Source organism: Ottowia flava (assembly GCF_008017535.1).
Classification (GTDB): Bacteria; Pseudomonadota; Gammaproteobacteria; order Burkholderiales; family Burkholderiaceae_C; genus Ottowia; species Ottowia flava.
Genome location: NZ_VRUA01000001.1, coordinates 163,932 through 188,864 on the forward strand (window position 1 = coordinate 163,932; position 24,933 = coordinate 188,864).

Consider the following 24,933-nt stretch of genomic DNA (forward strand, 5'->3'; position numbering starts at 1 on the left):
CGGATCGTTGGCCTACTTCTGGTGCGTGCCCATGCGGGTCGCGCGCTTCAGGTTCTTCTTGGTGTCGTTCAGCATGTTGTCGAACTGCAGACGCACCTTCTCACCCACAGTGAGCTTGGTGTACTGGCGCTCGCCCTCGCGGCTGAGCTCTTTTTGCAGCGCAAACACCGACTGGGGGCGCGACAGCGGATCAAGCGACATGCACCACTCGACCACCTCGATCAGGTTGTCCGAATACACGCCGCGCAGGCGAGTCAGCGACAGCGCCAGGCGATCCTTTTCCAGACGCTGCGGCGCATCATTGGGCGGGTAGCCCTGCATGCACGAATAGATGCAGGCGCCGATGGCGTAGATGTCGGTCCACGGCCCCATCGTGGAGTCGCGCCGGTACATCTCGGGGGCGGCAAAACCGGGCGTGTACATCGGGCGGGTGAAGTTGCCTTCCTTGTTCAGCACCTCGCGCGCCGCGCCAAAATCCAGCATCACCGCCCGGTTGTCGTCGGTGATCATGATGTTGGCGGGCTTCAGGTCCAGGTGCAGCATCTTGTGCTGGTGCACGATGCGCAGGCCACGCAGAATCTCGTCGTACAACGAGCGGATGGTCGACTCGCGGAACACCTTCTGCTTCTTCAGGTCGCGCGCGGTCACGATGAAATCCTGCAGGCTGGCGCCCTCCAGGTAATTCATCACCATGTACACGGTCTCGTTCTGGCGGAAGAAGTTGAGCACGCTCACCACCGAGGGGTGCGAAATCTGCGCGAGCGAGCGCCCTTCCTCGAAGAAACTCTTCAGGCCCAATCGGTACAGCGAGAGCTTCTCGGGCGCGACGTGTGGCACCAGTTCACCAGGTTCGCGCATGGTCAGCGCCGACGGCAGGTATTCCTTGACCGCGACCTGCTGACCTTCCTTGTCCACCGCCAGGTAAACCACGCCGAAGCCCCCGGCCGACAGGCGGCGCACCACGCGGTACCCACCGATCACCGTATCGGGTGGCAGGGGGGCGGGTTTGAGCTTTGACATAATTTGCGGCGCGGCCCCGGTCTATGACTGGCCTGCGGGAACGCGCACGGCGCGAAGGCCGAACTGCTCACCCACGCCGCGTAGCACCGGTAAGTTACACAATGTCAGTTTACAGTATGACGGGCTTTGCCAGCGGTCAGCAGGCTGTGGCCACCGCCCCTACCGAAGGCGCGCCCTGGAAGGGCGCAGCGCCCCGGATCGCGGTCGAGTTGCGCTCGGTCAACAGCCGCTTTCTGGACCTCTCCTTTCGCCTGCCCGACGAGTTGCGCGCGCACGAACCGGCCTTGCGCGAGCTGCTGACGCGTCAGCTCAAGCGTGGCAAGGTCGAGTTGCGCGCCTACGTCGAAGGCCGTGACGAAGGCGCTCTGGCCGACCCACCACCGCGTGTTCTGCAACGCATGGCCTCGCTGCAGGACCAGGTCATGGCCTGGCTGCCCGACGTCCGTCCCTTGAGCGTGGCCGACGTGCTGCGCCTGTCCGGCGGCGGCCAGTCCAACACCGCCGAAGGCCTGGGTGACACCCTGCTGGCGCTGGCCCAGCAGGTGCTGACCGACTTCATGGCCGCCCGCGCCCGCGAAGGCGTCCGCCTGACCGAGCTGCTGCTGGCGCGCCTGACCGAGCTGCGCCGCCTGGCGGCCGAGGCCCAGCCGCTGGTGCCCCAGGTCGTGCAGGCGCAGAAAGAGCGCTTTCTGACGCGCTGGAACGAAGCCCTGGCCGGTGCCGACGCCAAAGTCACCCCTGAAGCCGGGCAGGAACGCGCCCTGGCTGAAGCCACGGCCTTCGCCATCCGCATCGACGTGGCCGAAGAGCTCGGCCGCCTGGCCGCGCACCTGGACGAGATCGAAAGCGTGCTGAAAAAAGGCGGCGACATCGGCAAGCGGCTGGACTTTTTGATTCAAGAACTGCACCGCGAGGCGAACACGCTCGGCTCCAAATCCGCCGCGCTGGAGATGAGGCGCATCTCGGTCGACATGAAGGTGTTGATCGAGCAGATGCGCGAGCAGGTGCAGAACATCGAGTGAGATTTCTCGACAGCGCACCCTCTACAAGGGCGCCACGTTCAACGCAGCTCTGAAGCATCACGACCTACGAGGCTACTGACACACACAACCTCTCCCGAGGCTGATTCGCGGCGCAAAGAGCATCGAGCGCAACGATTCGTCTGATGCACTCCAGTCATCAGTGACTGCCTCTATTTATTCGGCGACATGACGTTCTTTGCCCCACCGCGTGAGCACTTCTTCCGCCCCCTTACGCATGACAATCGAGAGCTGTGTGCCGCCGTACTCCGCGCATTGCACGAACGAGTGCACGGAGCCAACGCTGACTATGCCGAGGTTCTGACTCGCGAGTTGGTAATGGAGGCGATCCAGCAAGTACTAGCCAGCCCCGAGCTGCGCGGCTTGGCCTTTGAGGCCGGGCAGACTGTGCGCGCCGAGGAAGAGCGTACCTACGCCAGCGACCTGCTGCGCAAGCTCAAGGACCATGGCTGGCTGGAGGACTACCGCGACCCCATTGACCTGCGGCCCACCCTCAAGCTCAGTCGCGCAGGCAAGGCCTTCAGCGAAACCTTCGCCAACCTCGACGACTCCCGCGCCAAGACCCGCCAGCGCAATATGCGCTCGGCCCGCAAGGCGCTGGTGGCCTTCATCGCCACCCGGGATGCCGACGAACTGCTGGACGCCCACGAATTCGCCAGCCGCGTCGTGCAGGACCTGCAGGACGACATCGAATACTTCCGCCACTTGATCCAGAGTCTGACGCGCGAGGCCCTGGCGCAGCAGGTGGCCTGGAATGAGTTCAATGATTTTATTGAGAAGCGCTTCGCACGCGAGTACGCGGTGCGCCTGGTGGCGGACTCGGCCGAGCGCCATCGCGGCCAGATCAACGAAGTATTGGAAGATGTGCGCGCGCTCGACGGCGATCAACGCGCCGGCTTAGACGCCCACCTGCTGCAGCGCGCACCGTGGCTGGAGCAGACGGCGCAAGGCCGCAGCCCCATGCTGTGGCTCGCTGATCGCATCGGGAGCATGGTCGATGCTGCCTGCAGCCTAAAGCTGCCCATGCTGCGCTCGGAGATGAACAACTATGTGCGCCGATTCACCAGCCTGCTGCGGCAGGCGCTGTCCCTGGACTATGGTGCCGAGTCCCCGCTAGGCCGCACCATGGCCTGGCTGAAGGAGCAGCCAGAGCACGCCCGCGAAGGACTGCTCGACGCTTTGGCCCGGCGCCTGGCCACCGCCGAGATCCGTCTTCCCGGCGGTGTGCTGCGTTGGACGGTGCGCGATCGCGAATCTGAAGCTGTAGCGCAGGCACCGTTGGTCGTGGACGAAACCAGCCGCTTGAATGCCCTGCTGCGCCGAGCTGAAGCAGAGGCTTTCGCCTTCAGCGATCAGCAGGTTCTGCAAGGCCTCTTACCCCACCTGCAGGGCGGCCCCATCACGCTGGCGGCATTGCCGGTGGACTCCGCTGAGGACGCAGTGCGCGTGCTGCATGCCGTGGGAGCGGCGCGTACTGCCGAAGGGCGTCGCCTGATACAGGCGCGCAAGATGACAGGACAGGTAAGCAATACCTACTTCCAAGCCGACGACTACGAGTTGCGCGTCGAACTGCAGGATGGGATGGACGTGACGTCCAGCAGGGCCGGTGGCGCCGATAGGAGGCATTGAACACACCATGCTGCAATCCGTGGCTCAGTACATCGAACAGAGGCTGGCGACCGAAGGCGCCGCCAACGTCAAACCTGCACGCTTCGCCGAATTAGCCGGGCGGCTGCTGGCGAGCGGTGTGGTGTGGCGCGAGCATTCCCGCCCGGAGGCTGCGCTGTACGACGACGCCATCCAATGCGAGCAGTTGCTGCGCGAATGGTTCGCCTGCATCGGCTTCGTGCTGGCTCACGACAGCGATGCCCGCCTGCTGCGGCTATACCCACCCGGCGAAGGCGGTGGCGACGACGAGGAAGACGGAGTGCGCCGCCTGCGCGCCCGACTGTCGCGTGATTTCGTGGCTGCCGTGATCGCCCTGCGTTTTCTCTACACGGAGGCGCTCACCGGACGTCGCTCACTGGTGGACGAACGCCTGGCTATCAGCCTGGAAGATCTGTCACAAGCGGTGGTGTCGCTGTTGGCGCACAAACTGCCCAATGCGGCCAGCGAGCGCATGGTTCTATTGCGCGAACTGCGCAAGCACCGTGTGCTGCATTTCGTCGAGGGCGACGACGCCGGCGACATGCAGATGGGCTTGGCCGTGCTGCGGCCGGTGATGAGCTTCGTCAGCGACGAGGCCCTGGAAGAGGCTTTGCGGATAGTGGGGCGCCAGACTCCCCCTGCGCTCGCCGTCAAATCAGCCACCGCGGACGGCGCATGAAGATCGCCAAGCTGCTTACGTGGCACTGGGGTTCGCTGGAAGACCGCGAATGGCCCTTCGCTGACGCCGTGTTGCTGACGGGTGAGTCGGGGTCGGGCAAGTCCACGCTGCTCGACGCCATCCAGACCGTGCTGACGGCAGCGCACCAGCATGTGGTGCAGTTCAACATCGGCCAGGACGAATCCACGCAGAGTCGGCGTGGCGGCAAGGAGCCGCGCACGCTGGCCGCCTATGCCCTTGGGCAGCAAGCCGATGGTGTGTTCTTGCGCACCCGCTCGACCAGCTACGCCGGCATCGTTTTCGAAGCTTCCGAACAGGCAGGCGAACAGGTCGAGCCTTTCACCGCATTGGTAGGCGTGGAGGCTTTCGAGGACGGCCGGCGCGCCGTCCTCCAGGGCACACCCCAGTTCTTCATCGTGCGCCGGTCGCTGTCGCTGGACCATCTGGCACGCCGGGCGGGCGGGGCACTCATCGCTTCGCCATTGCCGCTGAAGGAGCTGTACGTGCAACTCCAGCACTGCCTGCAGGCCCATGCCGATAAAGCTGCCGCGGTGGTGCAGCGTTTTCCCGACAAGGGCGGCTACCTGCAACATCTCTATGGCGCGCTGATGGGCAAGACAGCGGTGGGCGAACACGATGCCACGCGCGCGGCCAAGTCGCTTGTCAAGGCCATGGCCTACAAGGAACTGGGCAATGTCAACGACCTGGTGCGCGACGAGATCCTGGAACCGCACGATTTCAGCAAAGACCTCGACAAGATGCGCGAGCTGATGCGCTCCATCGCCAGCCTCAAGCTGGAGGCTGAGCGCCTGGCGTTGAATCTGGAGCGGCTCAACACCGCCCAGGGCAGCGCGGACCAGGTCATTGATGAGGCACGGCGGTTCGTCACCACCACCATCGCACATGCCTTGCGCACACGCAGCGAGGCACAGGATGAACTAGCCTCAGTGCAGCGCCAGATCGCCGCGCAGGACAGGAAGCAGGTACAGCTGCAGGAGAAGCTTGCCTCACTCGAAGCGCAGGAGACCCAGTTGCGCGAACAATTGCGCGGGGTGGACAAGCGCCTTGACGACAGCGACGTGGCACGCGAGAAGCAGGCACTGGAAAATCAGATCCGGCTGCAGGCAGACCAGTTCCGCCTGCACTGGAGCCACGTGCAGGAGGCCGCACGCGGCATCGCCGGCATGGCCGCGCAGCTCAAACAACTGCTGGCGCTGGACCTGTCTGCCGTCCCGGAGCTGGCTGCGGCCGTACAAGCCTTGCGCCCCGCCGCGCACCAAGTTCTCAAACCCTGGCCGGCCCTGGCCCAGGCCTATGCGCGCGATGCGCTGCTGGACGTGGTGCTGCCCGCCTTCGAGCTGGAAGCCTTTGATACGCAACTGGCCAGCCTGCGCCAGGGCCTCCACGACGGCGAGGCCTCGGTGCAAGGCGCGGTGCTGCAGGCCTTGACCGACGTGGGCGTGCAGTTGAACCATTTGAAGGACGGCACCGAACAGCGCGATGCCGAACTGCGCCGCTTGCAGTCCGGCCGAGCGCAAGGCCCGAAGGATGCACATGATGCGGTGGCACTGATCGAGCGTGAGCTTCCTTCAGCCCACCCCCACCTGCTGGCGCAATTGGTAGAGCCGCGCCCTGGCACCCGCTGGCAAAACGCCATCGAAGGCTATATGGGCGGCGACCGCTTCGCCATCATCGTTGAAGCGGGCATGGAGGCGCGTTGCGCACGGCTGGTCAAGCAGCACTACCGCGTGCGCTCGCCCAAGGTCGTACAGGGCCGCAAGGCAATGGAAGACACCGAAGGCCGCCAGTTGGAGGCCCGGGCCGTGCTGCACGAACTGATCTGCCAGCACCCTGTGGGTCATGCCTTCCTGATGGCGCAGTATGGCCGCGTGCGCAAGGTGGACACCGAAGAAGAGTTGGCGCGCACCCCACAGGGGCTGATGGAGGAAGGTCTGGGCAGCCGGGGCTACGGTATGTTCTCCTGCCACGCACCCGATGGCGAGCTGGCTTTCGGTGAAGGCGCGCGCCAGCGACGCCGGCAATGGTGTGAGGACGAACTCAAACGCCTGGCAAAAGAGACGAGTGCACTGCAGGCGCTACGCCAGTCGCTGCTCGCGATCACCCGCATGTTCAATGGCCCCGTGTTCACGCCGCTGACTCCCTTGCTGCTCGCCGTGTTGGAAAGCCAGTCCCAGCATGCCAATGCTGAACAGGCACTTCAGGCGCTGGACTTGTCGGCTATCGATGCGCTACTGGCCGAGCAGAAAAACCTCAATGGGCGCATCAATGGCGTGCGGGCGCAGCACAGCGATGAAAAAGAGCAGATGGGCGCAACGAAACTGGCCTTGGGAGGCTTGCACAGGCGTGAGGTCGATTTGGAGGCCCGCCTGCCTGATCTCGACATCGCTTGCGCCAACGCCACAGTCTGGGCCTCGCGCTTCGCGGGTGCTGGCCCCACCCTGGCTACAGAGCCTCAATTGCTGGACGAAGCCCAGACACTGGCGGCCAAGCCAGAAACCAGTCTGGACGCGCTGCGCCACCGCGTGCAGAGCTTGCGAGAAGGCCTTCCCCGCACACTGCGCGAACTGGCCCAGGCCGTGGGCACTTACTTGTCGGGGGCGCGCGACGACAGCGAGCGCTTCGTCTGGATCGACCCGCCCCGCAATGTCGATCGACTCGAAGAGCTGCTTCCTTTGGTCGAACGCACCCGCACCGCCATTGCCGAGCAGGCCCAGCGCCAGCGCGCCATCGGCCTGGCGGACAACGCGCGCGCCCTGCGCGACGCCGAAGGCCAGTTCAACCACGTCTTCACCAGCAGCTTCTGCTTCAAGGTGCGCGACGATGTCAAGCAGGGCGCGCTGACGCTGCAGCGGCTCAACCGCCACCTGCAAGACATCCGCTTCGGCAGCGACACCTTCAGGCTGGAATGGGACTGGGTGCCGCGCATGCAGAAAGTGCAGGATTTCTTCGAGGCGGTGGAAAGCGCGGTCGAAGGACTGGAGCATGACCGCGGCTCCATCTTCACCTCGCCGCGACTCAGCGACGAACAGCGCGCCACCGCGGAAGAGATTCGCCGCCTGCTGCTGGCCAACGATCAGGGCGCCAGCGAACGCGCGCTGCGCGAACTGGCGGACTACCGCAACTACCGGCGCTACGACATCCTGCGCACTAGCCCGGTGGGTACCACGCGGCTGTCCACCTGGGGCACGGGTTCGGGCGGCGAGCTGGAAACGCCTTTTTACGTGGTGCGCTCAGCCGTGCTGGCCCATGCGCTCGGGCACTTCGGCCGCGACCGCCGCGAGGCGCCCGCCCTGCGGCTGATGCTCAGCGATGAGGCTTTCTCCAAGATGGACGAAACGCGCTCGCGCAACGTGCTGCAGTTCCTGTCGCAGACACTGGGTCTGCAACTCATCGTGGCCATGCCCACGTCCAAATCTGGCGCGGTCAAGCCCGAGTTCGACAAGGAGTTCACTTTCTCGAAGGTGATCGCTCGACGCGATGGTCAAGAGCTCTTCATCAGCGACGCGCAGGAGAAAACACTCAACCGTCCGGCCCTGGCCCGGTTGTGGAGCGCACATGCCGAACAGGCCCGCCAGGCGGCGCGCGTCCAGTGGATCGCTCAACAGGCCCAAGAAGAGCCCCCAGGTCTGCCGGCCGAAGATGCCCGCGCAAGCCTGGATGAACGCAGGCCCTCGCCCTGACCATGGACACGTCCGAATCGTCCTCGCTGTCCAATCCGCCTCAGCCACATCCCTTCCTGCTGCGGCTGGCCCGGTTGCTGCTCGCCAAGGCTGAGCGCAGCACAGCCGAGGGGCCGGTGCGCCTGCCGCTGGATCGCAAGGCTGCACCCGAGTTGCACGATGCCGTGGATGCTGACCAGATCCTGTTGCTCCGCATGCAACTCGATGACCTGTGCGCCACGGGCTGGGTCGCCTTGCTGTTGGAAGCGCCCCGCGCATTCGCCAGCTTCAGCGACCGCAGACCCCGGCTGGAGCTGTGCGATTTCGGCGCTCTGGCGGCGTGGGCCCGGTACACCCCGCAGGCCCAACGCTGGCGGCAGCAATGGCGAGCGCACTTGGCCGCACACTGGACGGCGAATCCGATGGAAGCACCTGCCGATCCGGCCGCCGTGCTGGACCACCTGGCCCGCAGCCCATTGATCCCTATGGAAGGACTGCCGGTGGAGGAGGCCACCCGCAGCCTCGCCATCTTGACCACGTTGTGCCAATCGGGCCAAGCGATGGCCCTGCGCGAAGCCTCTGCACGCGCCTTCCAGGGCCGCTCCAAGGTGCTGGACCACCGCGAGGAACTGCTGAGGCTGCTGGGCGCGACGTCGAGCCAGTTCGCAGAGGCGCCGATCCAGTTGTTGCTGGCTCCGCCGCATTGGAGTCCAACTGGCGGCACCAATGACGGTGGCAGAGCCTTCCAGGACGTGCTGTTCATCGAGAACCTGGTGACCTTCGAGCACATGGCCGACACACGTGCCTCCGCCTGGGCGAATAGCCTGTTGGTCTATGCAGCGGGTTTCCGGGGCAGCGGTCGCAGATTGCGTTCACGTGCCGGTTGTCGTCTGTACCTGCGCACCTCGGCGCCCCCAATTGCGCGGCACCAAATCGAGGCGTGGTTATTCCAGTCAGGGGAAGGCGGGCGCGATGACCCGCCAGTAGTGCCGATGTCCTTCTTTGGCGACCTCGACCATTCGGGCATGCAGATTCTGGCGACTCTGCGCGAGGTATTTCCCCAACTCGGCGCTTGGCGCACCGGCTACGGGCAATTGGTGAGGCTGCTTGAGGCTGGTGCAGGCCACTTCCCCGAATGGGCAGCCAAGGCCAAACAAACGGATCCCGGCCACACCGGCTGTCCTTATGCTGACAACGTATTGCTGCCCATTCTGCGCAGCGAGGGGCGTTTCGTCGACCAAGAGGCTTTCGACCTACAGGTTGCCGATGGATCGAGCTGATGCTCTGCGCCAACTACGGCACAGTGCCCAACGCCGCGGCGGTATGTTATCGCGCCACAGCCAAACGAGTTGTGTTCGGGGGTACATCACGAAGGAATATAGGCTTGCACCTCGCTAGTCCACTGAATCCTTGAAATCGAATGCATTGACGCCAGATATCAGGGCGTGCAAAGAACAGAATTGACGCTCGAATAGCGCGCTGAGTTGGAGGCCGTGATGCGCAAGCGTCACGGCAACGCCACCTTGGCACGCCGCGCCCGGCGTGTGTTGCCTTGCAGCCAGAGCCAGGTGGACTGCGCGCTCCCGCCGCCATAGGCGCCGGCGTCTGAATGGGCCGTGAAGTAGTTGCCAGCGTAGCGCAGCGCCCATTGAAAGCCGTAAAGCGGCTCGGTTTCGCCTGATTGACACGCGTATGGCCCGGTCTCGGCGCAGGCTTGCGGCGGCGGGGCGTCCTGCCCGTCACCCCCCGCAGGCGGCTAAGGTCAGCGCCAAGGGTGCGACCCGCCACCACGTGGCAGCGAGGCGCGCACCAGCACGACGCGGGTAGGGGTTTGGCATATCGGTGGCCTTTGCATCCATTCAATTTGACACAGGTTGTCACGCGCCATGGCATCAGACAGCGGATGCCGCGTGTGGGCTCGGCCCGCCAAATCGCCCATCGCGCAGTGCCGCAGTTAACGCCCGCCCAAGTGCTCCAGCTTAAACAGCGGCACCTCGGCGCTGCGGCTCAGCCACAGGCCGCCGCCCAGTTCGTGGAAGTGCGGGCGCAGGCCGCGCCGGTACAGCTCGGCGCGGTGGCGAAAGAGGCGCGCGTCGGTCAACTCTTCGTCGATCACGTCGCGTTCGTAGTCTTCGCGCGCCACTGCTTCGACGTACAGTGCGCCGCGGCTCAGCCGGCCCAGGTTGGCCAGCGCTCGCCGCAGATCGGGCGGGCTGAGGTAGGGCAACACGCCCTGGCAGATGACCAGGTCGAACGGCTCGTCCGCGGCGTAGTCGACGACGGACGCCTGCTGCCACCCGAAGCGCTCGCACAAATACGCGCTGAGTTCCACGCCATGGTAGCTGGCATCCGGAAAGTGCCGCGCGATCAGTCCTTGCCACAGACCGATGCCGCAGCCCACGTCCAGCACGCGCCGCACCGGCACGCGCAGGTACTGCAGGTAGGCGGCGACGAACGCGCCCAGCCGGTCCATGTGCGCGGGGTCGACCACGCTGGTCTTCTTGTCGAAATAGAAGCGTTCGTAGTACGCGGCGTCAAAGATGTCGGCGGAGGCGGATTGCATGGTCGGTCCGTGAAAGCGGGTGGGCAGCAGCGACCCACTTTGGGCAGGGAACTGGGCGTTGGCCCCAGAGGACATTGCTCGGGCAGCTACCGATTCAAGAGCAGGCTACGCGGCTTGCGCAGGTGCGCTGGCACTTGATCGCCGCAGCGCGTGGCCGGTGCGGGGTGCGGCGACGCGAACGCCATCGGCGCGCGGCTTCGGGCCGACACCATACCTGATGCGGCGCGGCCCCGCGCGCTGCCCAAAGAATAGGCACGCCCCGCCAGCCCAATGCCGGCGCGGCTTTCGGCACTTGCCCCCACGCTTTTCAACAAGTCCGCCCACAACGCGCGGGTACAAGTCGGCGCCTTGTGCAGAGCCCGTCAAATCATCCGGGTACAAACAGGTCAAATCGACGCCAACAGCCCACTGCCCAAACAAGAGGCACCGCCCGCCAAGCCAAGCGGGGCGCGGGATGCCAGGGTTGTCCAGAAGGCCTTCCACAGCTCAGCCCACAGGACGCGGGGACAAGTCGGGCGGGCAGCGAAGCAGGTGGGATGAAGGCGCTGCTTGCTATACAAAGAGAAGCTGGTTGCGCAGGTGGTTGTAGGGCCAGAGACCGATTTGACTGGATTTGTGCCGCTACGCCCACCGCGCGCGGTCGGCCCGCGCTGACCGCTTGCCCGCTCGCTCCGGCCGGCAGACATTCCGTCTGCGCCATCTACCCATCGCCATTCGCGATGCCCTGACTTGGTTTTGCTGAGAGAATGGCAAAAAGCCTTCTTGAAGCAAGAAGCCACAACCCGCCCACTATGAAACTCACCGAACGCAGCTTTGCCCGCCGCATCGACCTGACCAGCTTGCAGCTGTTCGTGGCCGTGTGCGAGGCCGGCAGCATCGGCAAGGCGGCCGAGCGGGAATTCATCGCCGCGTCGGCCGTCAGCAAGCGCCTGGCCGACCTGGAAGCGGCGCTGGACACGCCCCTGCTCTACCGCCATGCGCGCGGGGTCGACCTGACGCCGGCCGGTCAAAGCCTGTTGCACCACGCACGCAACGTGCTGTATGGGCTGGAAAAAATGCAGAGCGAGCTGAGCGAATACGCCGACGGCGTGCGCGGCCATGTGCGCGTGCACGCCAGCATTTCGGCCATCGTGCAGTTTCTGCCGGACGATTTGGGCAGCTTTGTGCGCGCGCACCCGCAGGTCAAGATCGACCTGGAAGAGCACTTGTCCGCCGACGTGGTGCGCGCCGTGCAGGAAGGCGCGGCCGACCTGGGCATTTGCAACGCCAGCGCGCTGGCGGCCGGTGGCGCGGCGCTGCAGTCGCTGCCGTACCGGCACGACGATTTGGTGCTGGTGGTGCCTGCAGGCCACGCCCTGTCTGCGCAGCCAGCTATCGAATTCGCAGAAAGCCTGGACTTTGACCACGTCGGCCTGCACGCTGGCAGCTCCATCGCGCTGGCCATGCACCAGGCGGCGGCGCAGGCCGGGCGGGCGATTCGCCTGCGCATCCGCGTGACCGGGCTGGACGCCATGTGCCGCATGATCGACAACGGCCTGGGCGTGGGCGTGATGCCGGCGCGCGCGTTTGAATTGATGCGCGCCGCCGGCGCCCTGCACGCCGTGCCCCTCACCGACGCCTGGGCGCGGCGCGACATCCGCCTGATTGCGCGCGATTTCAAGACCTTGCCCGTGACTGCGCGGGCGCTGGTCGACCACCTGCAGGCCGATGAACACCTGCAGGCCGATCCGCCGCTGGCGCACGCGGCCTGAGTTTTTTTCGCAACCCTCGATTTCATTCCCACGAAGCACGACACCATGACCGCACGCACGCTGTACGACAAGCTTTGGGACGACCACGTCGTCCACACCGAAGAGGACGGCACCGCCATCCTCTACATCGACCGCCACCTGGTGCACGAAGTGACCAGCCCGCAAGCGTTTGAAGGCCTGCGCGAAGCCGGCCGCAAGGTCTGGCGCGTGAGCAGCGTGGTCGCCACCGCCGACCACAACACGCCCACCACCGGCTGGGAGCGCGGCTACGACGGCATTGAAGACCCGATCAGCAAAGAGCAGATCACCACGCTGGACGCCAACATCCGCGCCAACGGGGCGGCGGCCTTCTTCCCCTTCATGCACAAGCGCCAGGGCATCGTGCACGTGATCGGCCCTGAAAACGGCGCCACCCTGCCCGGCATGACGGTGGTGTGCGGCGACAGCCACACCAGCACGCACGGCGCGTTTGGCGCGCTGGCGCACGGCATCGGCACCAGCGAGGTCGAGCATGTGCTGGCCACGCAAACCCTGCTGGCCAAGAAGGCCAAGAACATGCTGATCCGCGTGAACGGCCAAACCGCGCCCGGCGTGACGGCCAAGGACATCGTGCTGGCCATCATCGGCAAGATCGGCACGGCGGGCGGCACCGGCTACACCATTGAATTTGCGGGCGACGCGATCCGCGCGCTCAGCATGGAAGGCCGCATGACGGTGTGCAACATGGCAATCGAAGCCGGTGCGCGCGCCGGTCTGGTCGCGGTGGACGACAAGACCGTCGAATACGTCAAAGGCCGCCTGCTGTCGCCCGGCACCGATTCGGCCACCGGTAAGTTTGTTGGCGGCCCGGAATGGGACCAGGCCGTGGGCTACTGGCGCACCCTGCATTCGGACGAAGGCGCCAAGTTCGACACCGTGGTCGAGCTGAACGCCGCCGAGATCCTGCCGCAAGTTACCTGGGGCACCAGCCCCGAGATGGTGCTGGGCATTGACGGCCGCGTGCCCGACCCCGACAAGGAAAAAGACGCCAACAAGCGCGGCGCCATCGAGCGCGCGCTGACCTACATGGGTCTGGAACCCAACAAGGCGCTGGCCGACATCCGCGTGGACAAGGTCTTCATCGGCAGCTGCACCAACAGCCGCATCGAAGACATGCGCGAAGCCGCCGCCGTGGTCAAGAAGCTGGGCCAGAAGGTGGCCGGCAACGTCAAGCAGGCGCTGGTGGTGCCGGGCTCGGGCCTGGTCAAGCAGCAGGCCGAGGCCGAAGGCCTGGACAAGATCTTCACCGCCGCCGGCTTTGAATGGCGCGAACCGGGTTGCAGCATGTGCCTGGCCATGAACGCCGACCGACTGGAGCCGGGCGAGCGCTGCGCCAGCACCAGCAACCGCAACTTCGAAGGCCGCCAGGGCAACGGTGGCCGCACGCACCTGGTCAGTCCGGCCATGGCCGCCGCGGCAGCCGTGCACGGGCACTTCGTCGACGTTCGGCGTTTTGTCTGACGGACGGGCGGCCGGGGAATTTGCTACGCTGAAGTCCTGAGTACTATTTTTTACAAGGAGCTTCACATGCAACGCATTCTTCCCCTGCTGTTCGTCACTGCTGCACTCGCCCTGGGCGGCTGCGGCAGTACCTGGCAAGGCGCCAAGAAGGACACCAAGGAAAACGCCGGCACCGTGACCAACGCCGTCGGCACGGGCCTCGACAAGGCTGGCCAAGGCATCGAAAAAGCCGGCGAAAAGGTTAAGGAAGTAGGCAAATAAGCCATCTGAGGGCGCCCCCGCAAGGGGTGCCCGGGTGATGGCGGAACGGAATCAACATGGAAAAATTCACCGTACACCAGGGCCTTGTGGCCCCCATGGACCGCGAGAACGTCGACACCGACGCCATCATCCCAAAGCAATTTCTCAAGTCGATCAAGAAGACGGGCTTTGGCCCCAACCTGTTCGACGAATGGCGCTACCTGGACAAGGGCGAACCGGGCATGGACCCGGCCAGCCGCAAGCCGAACCCCGACTTCGTGCTGAACCAGTCGCGCTACGCCGGCGCCAGCGTGCTGATCGCGCGCAAGAATTTCGGCTGCGGCTCCAGCCGCGAGCACGCCCCCTGGGCGCTGCAGCAGTACGGCTTTCGCGCCATCCTGGCGCCCAGCTTTGCCGACATCTTCTTCAACAACTGCTTCAAGAACGGCGTGCTGCCGATCGTGCTGCCCGAGGCCACGATCGCCAAGCTGTTTGACGAAGTCGCCGCCTTCCCCGGCTACGAGCTCACCGTTGATCTGGAGCGTCAGGTCATCGTCAAGGGCGACGGCAGCGAGATCCCCTTCGACGTCCAACCCTTCCGCAAGTACTGCCTGCTGAACGGCTTTGACGACATCGGCCTGACCCTGCGCCAGCAGGACAAGATCAAGGCCTTTGAAGCCAACCGGCTGGCAACCAAGCCCTGGCTGGCGCATACGGTGTGACATCCCCCTGAGCCGCTGACGCGGCTTCCCCCTTCTCTCGCTTCGCGGGAAGGGGGACAACGCCGGTCGCCGCCGCGGGTGCGGCGACGGCGTTCGCTGGTGGGGGCGTGGGTGCCACGGGCGGCACCGCTTGCCTGCGGTAAGCTTGGTGGGCCAAATCCCCGTTTTTTAATCAAATCAGGCTCTAGCGCTACTGCAATCTGCGCGGGCAGCTATTAAAAGAGAAGCAAAATACCATGAAGATCGCCATTCTTCCCGGCGACGGGATCGGTCCGGAAATCACGGCGGAAGCCGTCAAGGTGCTGAACGCGCTGGGCCTGAAGTTCGAAATGGAAACGGCGCCGGTCGGCGGTGCGGCGTACGAGGCGTCGGGCCATCCGCTGCCGGAAGCCACGTTGAACTTGGCCAAGTCGGCCGACGCCATCCTGTTTGGCGCGGTGGGCGATTGGAAGTACGACACGCTGGACCGCCCGCTGCGGCCCGAGCAGGCCATCCTGGGCCTGCGCAAGGCGCTGGGCCTGTTCGCCAACTTCCGCCCGGCGATTTGCTATGAACAGCTGGTGAGTGCCTCCAGCCTGAAGCCCGAGTTGGTGGCCGGCCTGGACATCCTCATCATCCGCGAGCTGACGGGCGACATCTACTTCGGCCAGCCGCGCGGCAAGCGCACGGCCACGGACGGCCACTTCCCGGGCACCGAGGAAGCCTTCGACACCATGCGCTATTCCAAGCCGGAGATCGAGCGTATCGCCCGCGTCGCCTTTGAAGCCGCGCGCAAGCGCAACAAGAAGGTGACCAGCGTCGACAAGGCCAACGTGCTGGAGACCTTCCAGTTCTGGAAAGACGTGGTGACCGAGGTGCACAAGGACTACCCGGACGTCGCGCTGGACCACATGTACGTCGACAACGCCGCCATGCAACTGGTCAAGGCGCCCAAGGCGTTTGACGTGATCGTCACCGGCAACATGTTCGGCGACATCCTGAGCGACGAGGCATCGATGCTGACCGGCTCCATCGGCATGCTGCCCAGCGCCAGCCTGAACGACAAGAAGCAAGGCCTGTACGAACCCAGCCACGGCAGCGCACCCGACATCGCCGGCAAGGGCGTGGCCAACCCGCTGGCCACCATCCTCAGCGCCGCGATGATGCTGCGCTTCAGCCTCGGCCAGCCCGAAGCCGCCGACCGCATTGAAACCGCCGTCAAAGCCGTGCTGGCCCAAGGCCTGCGCACGCCCGACATCTACAGCGAAGGCACGACCAAGGTCGGCACGCGCGAGATGGGTGATGCGGTGGTCAAGGCGCTGAAGTAAGGCGCCGAGCCCTCTCCTGCGCCAGCGCGGCACGGCCCGGCTGGCGCTGTCACCCCGATGCCCTACACCCTGCTCGCGCCCTGCCACAGCGAGCTGATCCTCAAGAAAAGCCGCTTCATCGGCTGCGTGCAAGCGGTGCACAGCCGCGACGAGGCCGCGCGCATCGTCGCCGGCTTGCGCGCCGAACACCCCAAGGCCAACCACGTGTGTTGGGCGCTGATGGCGGGCGGCCAGTCGGCCGCGGCGGACGACGGCGAGCCCTCCGGCACGGCCGGGCGGCCGATGCTCGAAGTGCTGCGCCACCACAACCTGCACCAGGTGCTGGCCACCGTGGTGCGCTATTTCGGCGGCGTGAAGCTGGGCGCGGGCGGCCTGGTGCGTGCCTACACCGACGCGGTCGCGCAGGCTTTGCTGACGGCCGAGAAGCAAGAAGCTGTGGCGCTGACCGAGCTGCGCTTTGCCTGCGACTACGTGCACGAAGGCCTGGTGCGCCGCGCGCTGGCAGACGGCGTGCAGTTGCTGGACGTGCAACACGGGGAACGCGTGCACTGGCGAGTGCGCTTGCCGTTGGCGGAAGCGGACGGGTGGCTGCAGGCGCTTTCGGCGCAATGCCACGGCGGTTTGGTGGTGCTGCCAGCAGCGGAGTGAAAGCGAGCAGCGCCGGCGTCGCCTGAGTCCAGCCCGATAGCGCAATGCACACCGGCGAGAAAAAGCCGCCTCGCGGGCGGCTTGTCGTGGACACCGAAGGTTTTGCCAGGAGCGGCGCCGGCCGCCTCCTGGCGCTGGCGTCTTACGCCATCGCCCGCAACTTCAGCGAAAACTCGCGCAGCGCGGCGATGCCGCTGGCTTCAGCGCGATGGCACCAGGCCTGCAAATCGGCGACCAGCTGTTCGCGCGTACGGCCGGTGTTCAGCCACAGTTGGCGCAGCTCTTCGCGCATGGTGACCATCTGGTCCAGCACCGGGTAGGCGGCGCGGGCTTCGGCCAGTTGCGGAGCGGCGGTGGCGGGCACCTTGTCGGTGTCGCGGTGCAGCCAGCGGCGCGCGGCCTGCAGGGCGCGGCTGGGGCTGGCCGACTGGGTCTGCTGCGCGAGCACGGCACGCATGTGGCGGGCGTAGCCGGCCATCACCTCGTAGCGGTGGGCGATCAGCGCTTCCAGCGTCTTCTCGTCGGCCACCGGGCGCATCTCGCCATAGGCCAGGCGAGGCGGGATCTTCTTGGCCTTGGCCAGGCCCAGCTTGCTCAACAGGCTGATGTAGAACCAGCCGATGTCGAATTCGTACGGCTTGACCGAGAACTTGGCCGAGGTCGGGTACGTATGGTGGTTGTTGTGCAACTCCTCGCCGCCGATCACGATGCCCCAGGGCGTCAGGTTGGTGGATGCGTCCTGCGCTTCGAAATTGCGGTAACCCCAGTAGTGCCCCATGCCGTTGACGACACCGGCCGCCCAAAACGGGATCCAGACCATCTGCATCGCCCACAGCGCCGCACCCAAGGCGCCAAACAGCGCCACGTCGATGATCAGCATGAGGCTGACCCCAAGCGCCGAGTAGCGGCTGTACAGGTGGCGCTCGACCCAGTCGTTGGGCGTGCCGTGACCGTAACGCGACATCGTCTCGGCGTTGGCGGCCTCGGCGCGGTACAGCTCCGCGCCCTGCCAGAACACCTTGCGGATGCCGTGGATCTGCGGGCTGTGCGGGTCTTCGGCCTGCTCGCACTTGGCGTGGTGCTTGCGGTGGATGGCGGTCCACGCCTTGGTTGTCATGCCGGTTGTCATCCACAACCAGAAACGGAAGAAATGCTGCAGCACCGGGTGCAGATCTAGTGCGCGGTGCGCTGAATGCCGGTGCAGGTACAGCGTGACGCTGACGATCGTGATGTGCGTGGCCACCAGGCCGATCAGCAGCACTTGCCACCAGGCCAGATCCAGCAGGCCGCCGGCCAGCCAGTCCACCGTGGCGTTCAGCATCGGCGCATCGAGAAACCAGTTCATTGAGTCGAGTACTTTCGGATACCGGGGAAGCCGTTGTCCCCGTCAGTGTTCGGCGTGCCGGGTCGATCCTTGCCCGGAGCCGGTAAGAGGCGGTTGTAGCCAGAAGGTTCGATTGTAGGGACGGGGTCTCGCGCCAGGACCGGGTTTTTCCCTGCAACAGGCGTAGCACCGTATCACACAAGGGATTTCCGTGCCGAATTGCGCGCTCCAGCCGCTGCCCGAGCCGGTGTCGACCCGCGGGAGCGCCACATACCCTCCCGGCCATCTCGACGAAGCCGAAGAACTGTATGAAAATACAGCCCATGGACACGTTGCGGAAACTCGAAATCCTGGCCGATGCGGCCAAGTACGACGCCAGCTGCGCCTCCAGCGGCGGCCAGCGCCGCGACTCGCGCGACGGTACCGGCATGGGCTCGGTCACGGGCAGCGGCATCTGCCACAGCTACGCACCGGACGGGCGCTGCATCTCGCTGCTCAAGGTGCTGTTGACCAACTACTGCGTCTACGACTGCCGCTACTGCATCAACCGCGTCAGCTCCAACGTGGCCCGCGCACGCTTCACGGTGCAGGAGGTGGTGGCCCTGACGCTGGACTTCTACCGCCGCAACTGCATCGAAGGCCTGTTCCTGTCCAGCGGCATCATCCAGTCGCCCGACTACACCATGGAGCAGTTGGTGCGCGTGGCCCGCTCGCTGCGCGAGGAGCACGACTTTCGCGGCTACATCCACCTCAAGACCATCCCGGACGCGTCGGCCGAGCTGCTGGCGCTGGCCGGGCGCTACGCCGACCGGCTGAGCATCAACGTGGAACTGCCCACGGCGCAAGGCCTGTCGCAGCTCGCGCCCGAAAAAGACGGCAAACGCATCCGCGCCGCGATGGGCGAGGTCGCGGGGCGGGTCAGCGCGCGCAAGGCCGCCGTGGCACAGCAGTCGCACATCCAGTCACTGCCCCGTGCGCCTGCGCGCCGAGCCCGCGTGCCGCGCTTCGCGCCTGCAGGCCAGAGCACGCAGATGATCGTGGGCGCCGACCGCGCCAGCGACCGCGACATCCTGCTGACCAGTTCCAGCCTGTACACCGGGTACGGCCTGCGGCGCGTGTACTACTCGGCGTTCAGCCCGATTCCCGATGCCTCCAGCGACCTGCCGCTGCAGGCGCCGCCGCTGATGCGCGAACACCGCCTTTACCAGGCCGACTGGCTGATGCGCTTCTATGGCTACGCCGCGCAAGAGATCGTGCCTGCCACCGCCACCGGCGCGGACATGCTCGACCTGGACATCGACCCCAAACTCGCCTGGGCGCTGGCCAACCGGCAGGCATTTCCCGTCGATCTGAACCGCGCGCCCAAGTCGATGCTGCTGCGCGTCCCCGGCCTCGGCCCGCGCACGGTGGGCCGCCTGCTGATGGCCCGGCGCGCGCGCCGCATCCGCCACGAAGACCTGCTGGCGCTGAGGATTCCGGTGCACAAGGCGCTGGCCTTCATCGTTGTTGATGGCCACGTCCCGCGCGACGGGGTCGACAGCCTGCGCTTGCGCGCCGCCCTGCTGCAGCAAGGCGCTGCCAGCGTGGCGCAACGCACCCACAGCGGCCTGCGGCGCGTCGAGCCGGCGCAGGCCAGCCTGTTCTGAACGGGCGCGCCCATGGTGACCGACGACGCCACCCTGGTGATCGAGCTGGCCGGGCCCACCGACTGGGCCGGGTTTCGCCAGGCCTGCCGCGTGCTGCTGGCCGAAGGCGTGCCGCCGGAGCAAGTGCGCTGGCGTTGGGGCACGGCCGATGACCACGATGCTGGCGACCCGGTTGCCACGCCCGCCGCCCCGGCCCACGCAGACCTGTTCAGCGCCAACGCGTCCGCCAGCGTCACCGGCCGCGCGTTGACGCCGCGCGATCTGGACCGGGTGCCGCTGCGTGCCGACCAACGGCCGCTGCGCCTGTCGCGCGAGCAGTTGCGCACGCTGCAAGGCGCCAGCTTGCACCGCGACGCTGGGCGCTTCGAGCTGTGCCACCGCTGGCTGCATCGCACGCACGCCGACCCGCGCCTGCGCCAGGACGTGCTGGACGCCGACTGGCGCCAGCTCGAGCGCATGGCCCACGCCGTCGGGCGCGACATCCACAAGATGCACGCCTTCGTGCGCTTTCGCCCCACGCGCCGCCCGGGCGAGCCCGACCTGCAGGTGGCATGGTTCGAACCAGCCCACCACATCGTGCTGGCGGCCGCGCCCTTCTTTGTGCGGCGCTTCGCCAACCAGCGCTGGTCGATCCTGACGCCGGACCTGTGCGTGGCCTGGGACGGCGAGCAGCTGCAAACGGCCCCCGGCGCACGCCGCGCCGATGCGCCGCCCGCAGACGCGGGCGAAGCGCTGTGGCTGGCCTATTACGCCAGCACCTTCAACCCGGCGCGCCTGAAGGACCAGGCGATGCGGCGCGAAATGCCGCGCCGGTACTGGGCCAACCTGCCCGAAGCGGTGCTGATTTCGACCCTGGTGCAGCAGGCCCGCGCCCGCACGGGCCGCATGCTGAACGACGCAGCCCGCGATGGGCCAGCACCCTGATTAAAGGGTCAAATTGGGCTGAAACGCCCACTGGCCTTGCGCAACCAGCTATCAAATCAGGATCAGATTCGGCGACAGGCAGGCCATGACCTGCGCGCGGTCAGCCTCACTTGCGCTGCCACGCGGCAGCGAAGAAGCCGTCCGTGCCATGGCGGTGCGGCCACAGCCGCAGGAACTGGCCTGCGGGCACGCGGCCCTCGCCTTCGCTCTCAGTCGCCGGGCTGCACAGCGCCGTGGCGTCCGGCACCTTGAGCGTCGTCAGCACTTCGGCCACGTTCAGCGGCACGAAATCCGCGTGCGCGGCGCCGAAGGCGGTGGCGATGGCCTCGTTCTCTTCCGACAGCACGCTGCAGGTGGCGTAGACCAGGCGCCCGCCCGGTTTGACCAGGCGCGCGGCGCTGGTCAGGATGGCCTGCTGCTTGGCGGTCAGCTCTTGCACGTCCTTGGGCGACTGGCGCCATTTCAGGTCGGGGTTGCGGCGCAGCGTGCCCAGGCCCGAGCACGGCGCGTCGACCAGCACGCGGTCCATCTTGCCGGCCAGCCGCTTGATGCGTTCGTCGCGCTCGTGCGCGATAGCGACCGGGTGCACGTTCGACAGCCCGCTGCGCGCCAGGCGAGGCTTCAGCGCCGCCAGTCGGTGCGCCGACACGTCAAACGCGTACAGCCGCCCGGTGCTGCGCATGCCCGCGCCAATCGCCAGCGTCTTGCCACCGGCGCCGGCGCAAAAGTCCGCCACCATCTCGCCGCGCTTGGCGTCCAGCAGCAGCGCCAGCAGTTGCGAGCCCTCGTCCTGCACTTCAAGTGCGCCTTCGGTGAACAGCGCCAGCTTCTGCAAGGGCGGTTTGCCGTGCACGCGCAGGCCCCAGGGCGAATGCGGTGTTGCTTCAGATTGAATAGCTGCCCGCGCAAGTCCCTTCTCGGCTTCAGCCCGTTTCATCTTCAAAGTGTTGACACGCAGGTCGAGCGGCGCCGTCTCCAGCAGGTTGGCCGCGAGTGCGTCGAATTCGTCGCCGACCTGCGCCCGCAGCGGTTCGACCAGCCAGGCCGGCAGGTTGTGCACGTCTTCGGGGCGCAGCTCGGCCGCCGTCACGGCGTCGCACGACTTGAGCCAGGATTTTTCCTGCGGGCTGAGCGCGCCATTCAAAAAGTCGCGCGAGCCGTGAAAGCCCAGGATGGCCAGGCGCCGCTCGCGCGCGCCGCTGCCGGCGCGGGCAAGGTGTTCGTACAAAGGCTTGCGCCGCAGCACGGCGTAGGCGGTCTCGGCCAGCGTGGCGCGCTCGCGCGGGCCCAGCTGGCGGTGGTCACGGAAATAGCGGGACACCACCGCATCGGCCGGGTGGTCCAGGCGCAGAACCTGCAGCACCAGTTCACTGGCGTGGTTCAGCAAGGCGTTGGGATGCATGGGGGGATTGTCGCATTCGGCTCCACGCATGCGCGGACGGCTTGTGCGGCGCGCGTGCGGCTTGCATGCGGGTCGCGCGGCGGCCGGGGCCAGCGACACGGTGATAGGGCAGCGCTGCCGTTTGCTATCTTCTTGCTAGCTGACCGCGCAATCCCCCGTAGGGCCAGAGGCGCATTCCCCTTGAAAACCTCTCGGACCGGCCCGCGCGCGCCGTCGCGGCCTATCCGCCTATCAGCCGCCCTGCTCTTGCAGCCACGCCGCGATGGCGCGCGGGTACAGCAAGTGTTCCTGGCTCAACACACGCGCGCCAAGCGTGGCGGCGCTGTCGCCCGGCAGCACCGGCACCACCGCCTGGTCCAGGATGTCGCCGTGGTCCAGCTCGGCCGTCACGCGGTGCACGGTGGCACCGGCAAAGCGGCAACCCATGTCGATGGCGCGCTGGTGCGTGTGCAGGCCGGTGAAGGCCGGCAGCAGGCTGGGGTGGATGTTGATCAGCCGCCCGTCAAAGCGCGCGACAAAGCCGGGCGTCAGGATGCGCATGAAGCCGGCCAGCACCACCAGCGCGGGCGCGTGCTGCTCGATGGCGTCGCCCAACGCCGCGTCAAACGCCTCGCGGCTGGCGTAGGCCTGGTGGTCGACGACGTGCGTGGCCAAGCCGGCGTCCCGTGCCAGCGCCAGCCCCGGCGCCTGCGGGCGGTTGCTGATCACGGCGGTGACGCGCGCGCTCAGGCGCTCGGCCCAGCGCTCGCGCTCGGCGGCCTGCACGATGGCCGCCATGTTGCTGCCGGTGCCGGAGATCAGGATGACGATGTGCTGCATGAAGGGGGTGGATTATCGGGCAGCCCCGTGCGACGGGCGACGCGGTGGTGCGCCCGCCCGCGCCTCGCTATGCTTGCCGCATGACCTTGCCCCGACCTCTGACCCCGACCGAAACCCGCGTGCTGGGCACGCTGCTGGAAAAGGCGCGCACCGTGCCCGACACCTACCCGCTGTCGCTCAACCTGGTGGTGACCGGCTGCAACCAGAAGACCAGCCGCGAACCGGTGATGAACGTGAGCGAAGCCGAGGCGCAGGAAGCGCTGGACGATCTGAAGGCGCTGTCCCTGGTGATCGAATCGCACGGCAGCCGCGTCGCCAAGTACGAACACAACCTTCAGCGCGTGCTGCAGATCCCCGACCAGTCGGCCGTGCTGCTGGGCCTGCTGATGCTGCGCGGACCGCAGACGGCGGCCGAGCTGCGCACCAACGCCGAGCGCTGGCACCGCTTTGCCGACATCTCGTCGGTAGAGGGCTTTCTGAACGAGCTGGCCGAGCGCGCCGACGACAAAGGCGGCCCGCTGGTCGTGCTGCTGCCGCGCGCGGCCGGTGCGCGCGAGGCGCGGTGGGCGCACCTGCTGGCGGGCGAAGTGGACGCATCCGCTATGCAAAGCGTAGCTGGTCGTGCAGATGGTTCTAGGGCTGAAGGCCAATTTGACCGTATTTCTGCGTTGGAAGCTGAAGTGGCAGCCCTGCGTGCCACGGTAGAGCGCCTGTGCGACGCACTGGGCGTGTCGCCTGGGGAACGGGAGCCGACCGAAGCGCGTGCTACAACCACGGACTCACCGGAGACACACTGATGGATCTTGCCTTCACCCCCGAAGAATTGAAGTTCCGCGACGAGATTCGCGCTTGGGTCAAAGCCCACCTTCCCCCCGAGATCGCCGACAAGGTGCACAAGGCGCAGCGCCTGTCGCGCGACGACATGCAGCGCTGGGCCAAGATCCTGGGCAAGCAGGGTTGGCTGGGCTACGGCTGGCCCCAACAGTTCGGCGGACCGGGCTGGACTGCAGTGCAGAAACACCTTTTCGAGGAAGAATGCGCCATGGCGGGCGCGCCGCGAATCGTGCCCTTTGGCCCGGTAATGGTGGCGCCGGTGATCATGGCCTACGGCAACAAAGAGCAGCAAGAGCGCTTCCTGCCCGGCATCGCCAGCGGCGACGTCTGGTGGAGCCAGGGCTACAGCGAGCCGGGCTCGGGGTCTGACCTGGCGTCGGTGCGCACCAAGGCCGAGCGCCAGGGCGACAAGTACATCGTCAACGGCCAGAAGACCTGGACCACGCTGGGCCAGCACGGCGAGTGGATGTTCAACCTGGTGCGCACCAGCAACGAAGGCAAGCCGCAGACCGGCATCAGCTTCCTGCTGATCGACATGAAGTCGCCCGGCGTCAGCGTGCGCCCGATCAAGCTGCTGGACGGTGAGGTCGAGGTCAACGACGTGTTCTTCGACAACGTCGAAGTGCCGGCCGAGAACCTGATCGGCGAAGAAAACAAGGGCTGGACCTACGCCAAGCACCTGCTCAGCCACGAACGCACCAACATCGCCGACGTGAACCGCGCCAAGCGCGAGCTGGAGCGCGTCAAGCGCATCGCCAAGGCCGAAGGCGTGTACGACGACATGCGCTTTCGCGACCAGATCGCGCTGCTGGAAGTGGACGTGGTCGCCCTGGAAATGCTGGTGCTGCGCGTGCTGAGCGCCGAAAAGTCCGGCCGCAACGCGCTCGACATCGCCGGCCTCTTGAAGATCAAGGGCAGCGAGATCCAGCAGCGCTACACCGAGCTGATGATGCTGGCCGCCGGCCCCTACAGCCTGCCCTACATCTTCGAAGCCATGGAAGCCGGCTGGCAGGGCGACCAGGCCGTTGCGGCGGGCCTGCAGGGCTTCCCGGGCGGCGACGTGGCGAACGCCACGCTCGCGCCCAGCTACTTCAACTACCGCAAGACCACGATCTACGGCGGCTCCAACGAGGTGCAGCGCAACATCGTCGCGCAGACGGTGCTCGGCTGACCCACAGAACACGGAA

General features: G+C 66.4%; 20 protein-coding genes. 15 read left to right on the top strand and 5 right to left on the bottom strand.

Annotation, left to right across the window (positions count from 1 at the left end; all coding sequences use genetic code 11):
- Positions 1–12: 12 nt before the first annotated feature.
- Positions 13–1,020 (bottom strand): serine/threonine protein kinase, encoded by a 1,008-nt coding sequence (locus FVQ98_RS00730; RefSeq protein ID WP_147911501.1) that lies wholly within the window; start codon positions 1,018–1,020, stop codon positions 13–15.
- Positions 1,021–1,121: 101 nt separating this feature from the next.
- On the opposite strand from FVQ98_RS00730, the gene FVQ98_RS00735 reads away from it, so the two are divergent.
- From FVQ98_RS00735 to FVQ98_RS00755, 5 genes are all read left to right on the top strand, one after another.
- A complete protein-coding gene (locus FVQ98_RS00735; RefSeq protein ID WP_147911502.1) occupies positions 1,122–2,042 on the top strand; it encodes a YicC/YloC family endoribonuclease in 921 nt (306 codons plus the stop codon).
- 186 nt (positions 2,043–2,228) lie between these two features.
- The gene (locus FVQ98_RS00740) at positions 2,229–3,689 is read left to right on the top strand and encodes a Wadjet anti-phage system protein JetA family protein (RefSeq protein ID WP_147911503.1); all 1,461 of its coding nucleotides are present in this window, start codon (positions 2,229–2,231) and stop codon (positions 3,687–3,689) included.
- A gap of 7 nt (positions 3,690–3,696) precedes the next feature.
- On the top strand, positions 3,697–4,386 hold the full coding sequence (locus FVQ98_RS00745) for a DUF4194 domain-containing protein (protein ID WP_147911504.1): 690 nt from the start codon (positions 3,697–3,699) through the stop codon (positions 4,384–4,386).
- Entirely contained in the window at positions 4,383–8,087 is a 3,705-nt protein-coding gene (locus FVQ98_RS00750; RefSeq protein ID WP_147911505.1) for an SbcC/MukB-like Walker B domain-containing protein, read from the top strand. Before FVQ98_RS00745 ends, FVQ98_RS00750 begins: the two co-directional genes overlap by 4 nt.
- Before the next feature lie 2 nt (positions 8,088–8,089).
- Entirely contained in the window at positions 8,090–9,346 is a 1,257-nt protein-coding gene (locus tag FVQ98_RS00755) for a hypothetical protein (protein WP_147911506.1), read from the top strand.
- A 674-nt stretch (positions 9,347–10,020) separates the two neighbouring features.
- Here FVQ98_RS00755 and FVQ98_RS00760 read toward each other — a convergent pair.
- Complete coding sequence (locus FVQ98_RS00760) at positions 10,021–10,629, bottom strand: class I SAM-dependent methyltransferase (protein ID WP_147911507.1); 609 nt, start codon at positions 10,627–10,629, stop codon at positions 10,021–10,023.
- A gap of 791 nt (positions 10,630–11,420) precedes the next feature.
- Between FVQ98_RS00760 and FVQ98_RS00765 the strand changes: the two genes are divergently transcribed.
- The 6 genes from FVQ98_RS00765 (at position 11,421) to FVQ98_RS00790 (ending at position 16,797) form a co-directional block, all read left to right on the top strand.
- Positions 11,421–12,380: a LysR family transcriptional regulator gene (locus FVQ98_RS00765; protein ID WP_147911508.1), complete on the top strand. Its 960-nt coding sequence runs from the start codon at positions 11,421–11,423 to the stop codon at positions 12,378–12,380.
- A gap of 45 nt (positions 12,381–12,425) precedes the next feature.
- Positions 12,426–13,880 carry a 3-isopropylmalate dehydratase large subunit gene (leuC, locus tag FVQ98_RS00770; RefSeq protein ID WP_147911509.1) on the top strand — a complete coding sequence of 485 codons (1,455 nt, stop codon included), beginning with the start codon at positions 12,426–12,428 and terminating at the stop codon, positions 13,878–13,880.
- Positions 13,881–13,946: 66 nt separating this feature from the next.
- Positions 13,947–14,141, top strand: a complete 195-nt coding sequence (locus FVQ98_RS00775; RefSeq protein WP_147911510.1) for an entericidin EcnAB — start codon at positions 13,947–13,949, stop codon at positions 14,139–14,141.
- Positions 14,142–14,197: 56 nt separating this feature from the next.
- Positions 14,198–14,842, top strand: coding sequence for a 3-isopropylmalate dehydratase small subunit (gene leuD, locus FVQ98_RS00780; RefSeq protein WP_147911511.1), 645 nt, complete (start codon positions 14,198–14,200; stop codon positions 14,840–14,842).
- Positions 14,843–15,078: 236 nt separating this feature from the next.
- Positions 15,079–16,149, top strand: a complete 1,071-nt coding sequence (gene leuB / locus FVQ98_RS00785; protein ID WP_147911512.1) for a 3-isopropylmalate dehydrogenase — start codon at positions 15,079–15,081, stop codon at positions 16,147–16,149.
- A 57-nt stretch (positions 16,150–16,206) separates the two neighbouring features.
- Positions 16,207–16,797 carry an IMPACT family protein gene (locus tag FVQ98_RS00790; RefSeq protein WP_147911513.1) on the top strand — a complete coding sequence of 197 codons (591 nt, stop codon included), beginning with the start codon at positions 16,207–16,209 and terminating at the stop codon, positions 16,795–16,797.
- Between the two features lie 142 nt (positions 16,798–16,939).
- Here the strand turns inward: FVQ98_RS00790 and FVQ98_RS00795 are convergent, their stop codons facing one another.
- Positions 16,940–18,142, bottom strand: coding sequence for a DesA family fatty acid desaturase (locus FVQ98_RS00795; protein WP_255507559.1), 1,203 nt, complete (start codon positions 18,140–18,142; stop codon positions 16,940–16,942).
- 302 nt (positions 18,143–18,444) lie between these two features.
- Between FVQ98_RS00795 and FVQ98_RS00800 the strand changes: the two genes are divergently transcribed.
- Positions 18,445–19,767 (top strand): putative DNA modification/repair radical SAM protein, encoded by a 1,323-nt coding sequence (locus FVQ98_RS00800; RefSeq protein WP_147911514.1) that lies wholly within the window; start codon positions 18,445–18,447, stop codon positions 19,765–19,767.
- Between the two features lie 12 nt (positions 19,768–19,779).
- Positions 19,780–20,691, top strand: a complete 912-nt coding sequence (locus tag FVQ98_RS00805) for a TIGR03915 family putative DNA repair protein (protein ID WP_147911515.1) — start codon at positions 19,780–19,782, stop codon at positions 20,689–20,691.
- 106 nt (positions 20,692–20,797) lie between these two features.
- On the opposite strand, the gene FVQ98_RS00810 is transcribed toward FVQ98_RS00805, so the two are convergent.
- Together FVQ98_RS00810 and purN are read right to left on the bottom strand one after the other, a co-directional pair.
- A complete protein-coding gene (locus tag FVQ98_RS00810) occupies positions 20,798–22,093 on the bottom strand; it encodes an RsmB/NOP family class I SAM-dependent RNA methyltransferase (RefSeq protein WP_147911516.1) in 1,296 nt (431 codons plus the stop codon).
- Between the two features lie 231 nt (positions 22,094–22,324).
- The gene (gene purN, locus FVQ98_RS00815) at positions 22,325–22,912 is read right to left on the bottom strand and encodes a phosphoribosylglycinamide formyltransferase (RefSeq protein WP_147911517.1); all 588 of its coding nucleotides are present in this window, start codon (positions 22,910–22,912) and stop codon (positions 22,325–22,327) included.
- Between the two features lie 80 nt (positions 22,913–22,992).
- Here purN and FVQ98_RS00820 point away from each other — a divergent pair, with 80 nt between their 5' ends.
- Both FVQ98_RS00820 and FVQ98_RS00825 read left to right on the top strand, forming a co-directional pair.
- Positions 22,993–23,709 (top strand): YceH family protein, encoded by a 717-nt coding sequence (locus FVQ98_RS00820; protein ID WP_147911518.1) that lies wholly within the window; start codon positions 22,993–22,995, stop codon positions 23,707–23,709.
- Positions 23,709–24,917: an acyl-CoA dehydrogenase family protein gene (locus tag FVQ98_RS00825; protein ID WP_147911519.1), complete on the top strand. Its 1,209-nt coding sequence runs from the start codon at positions 23,709–23,711 to the stop codon at positions 24,915–24,917. The genes FVQ98_RS00820 and FVQ98_RS00825 overlap by 1 nt, the downstream gene beginning before the upstream one ends.
- The last annotated feature ends 16 nt before the right edge of the window (positions 24,918–24,933 follow it).